At 64.7% G+C, this 2331-nt stretch carries 2 protein-coding genes; one reads left to right on the forward strand and one right to left on the reverse strand.

The genetic code is table 11. The features are described 5' to 3' along the window. Nucleotides 1–846, reverse strand: an 846-nt coding sequence (locus M7H19_RS16855; RefSeq protein WP_298182576.1) for a methylenetetrahydrofolate reductase, incomplete at its 3' end; no start/stop codon positions are given. Between the two features lie 366 nt (nt 847–1212). On the opposite strand from M7H19_RS16855, the gene M7H19_RS16860 reads away from it, so the two are divergent. Next, nucleotides 1213–2331 (forward strand): aminomethyl transferase family protein (locus M7H19_RS16860; RefSeq protein ID WP_298182578.1); only part of this gene is annotated, 1119 nt, incomplete at its 3' end.

Below are 2331 nucleotides of genomic sequence, written 5' to 3' on the forward strand. Positions count from 1 at the left end.
TTTCCGTCGCCACTGTTCGGTTTTCTGGATCTCGTTGAAGGTGAAGATGTGCAGCCCACGGATGTTGCTCCGCACCTTGGGCACCGCGGAGCCGAGCCGTCGGGCGAGCTTGGTGGGGTTGTAGCCGCCGGGCAGGAGGAATCGCCACAGCAGGTTCTGCTGCTTCTGCAGGAACCGCGCGGACTGGCCGAGGCCGATTCCCGCGGAGATGCGCATGAGCTTCTGCCGGTTCACGGGGCCCGGCATCCCGACGTAGATCGGCAGGTCGATGCCCGACCTGGCGACGTCGGCGGCCCAGTTGGCCGTCGTGGTGGCGTCGAAGCAGATCTGGGTGAGGATACGCGTGGCCAGCGGCGCCTTCTTCTTCAACGCCAGTTCGAGGTCCGACTGCGGGATGTTGGCATGACCCTCCGGGTAACCACCGATACCCAACTCGGAGAACGGGTGGTCCAGCTCGCTCATGGCCTGCAGCAGCGTGTGGGCGTCGTGGAACCGTCCCGCCGGCTTGGGCGCGTCTCCCCCGACGACGAACACCGAGCGCACTCCGGCCGTGCTCAGCCTGTCGACGACCTCCCGGACGTGGTCGTCGTCGACGAACTGTCGCGCGGGAAGGTGCGGTGTGACGGTGTAGCCGTGCTTCATCAGACGTTCGGTGAAGTCCAGGGTCGTGTCGATGCCCTTGGCTTCGGTGACCGTGACGGTCAGCGGGATGCTCGTCGGCACATCGTCGAGCACGGCCCGCTCGACGCTTTTGAACGGCATCACCTCGTAGCTGATGTTGCCCACGAGGTCGGCGAGGCTTCCGCGGGGACGCCGCGAGTCGGCAACCTCCGATTGGGTGGTCATGGGCTCAATCCTCTTCATTTCCGCCGGCCCGACCGCGCTCACGGGAACACTGCGCCGTGCAGGCCGGTGATCGGGATCTCGATGCGTGCCGCGGCGGGCGTCGGCCACGCCGCCTACAGCATGAGTAAAACCGACATGACGATCTCGTTTCGTCGGACATCGGGGCCGAGTTGACCGCGACAAATGACCGAGACGTACCGAGTGTGTACACACGATCAGCGCCCGTACGACATATGACGCACCGGATTTCGCCGAGGAGGACCGATGTAGTCCAGCCATTTCGCTATGTCAGCGGCAACCGCGCGATGTCTAGCGTGGGATACGACGTGAAATCGCCGAGGGCGTCGAGCAAGAACGGGTAACCACATGAGTGCGAAGAACCTGCAGGAAGTACTGGACCAGGCGGGAAACACGGTTGAGCTGCTGCGTAACTCGCAGCTCGGGGCCTACATCTATCCGGTGGTCCCGTCGGAGTTCACCAACTTCCGCCGTGAAGTGATCGCGTGGCGGGAAACGGCGGTGCTGTTCGACCAGACGCATCACATGGTCAACCTGTTCATCGCCGGTCCAGACGCGCTCAAGCTCATCACCGACACCGGCATCAACAGCACGGCCAACTTCCCCGTGGACACCGCCAAGCAGTTCGTGCCGGTTTCCCCCGAGGGTGGTGTCATCGGTGATGGCATCCTGTTCCGACTGGCCGAGGAGGAGTTCGTCTACGTCGGCCGCGCCCCCGTGGCGAACTGGCTGATGTTCCAGGCCGAGCAGGGCTATAACGTTGACCTGCGCTACGACGACCGCTCGCCTTCGCGCCCCTACGGCAGGGAGGTCAAGCGGGATCTCTGGCGCTTCCAGATCCAGGGCCCGAACGCGTGGAAGGTCATCGAGAAGGTCAACAGTGGCCCGGTGGAGCAGGTGAAGTTCTTCCGCATGGGCTACCTCAACGTCGCCGGCGAGCGTGTCCGCACTCTCCGGCACGGCATGGCCGGTGCCCCCGGCCTGGAGCTGTGGGGCCCGTACGAAACGTACGGCAAGGTGCGTGACGCGATCCTGGAGGCGGGCCAGGAGTTCGGCATCGAACCCGCGGGCTCGCGGGCGTACTCGTGCAACACCCTCGAATCGGGCTGGATCCCTTCGCCTCTGCCCGCCATCTACACCAGTGAGGAACTGCGTCCTTACCGCGAGTGGTTGAGCGCGGACAGCTACGAGGCCGTCAACGCCCTCGCCGGTAGCTACGTGTCCGACAACATCGAGGACTACTACCTGAACCCGTGGGAGCTCGGGTACGGGTCGTTCGTGAAGTTCGACCACGACTTCATCGGACGGGACGCGCTGGAGGCCATCGACCCGGCCACACAGCGGCGCAAGGTCACCTTGGCGTGGAACCCCGAGGACGTCGCCAAGCTGCTGGCCTCGCCCGTGAACCCCGACGGCCCGGAGTACCAGTTCTTCGACCTGCCCAACGCCAACTACGGTTCGTCCAAC

The sequence above is a fragment of the Saccharomonospora sp. genome, assembly GCF_027317685.1.
GTDB lineage: Bacteria > Actinomycetota > Actinomycetes > Mycobacteriales > Pseudonocardiaceae > Saccharomonospora.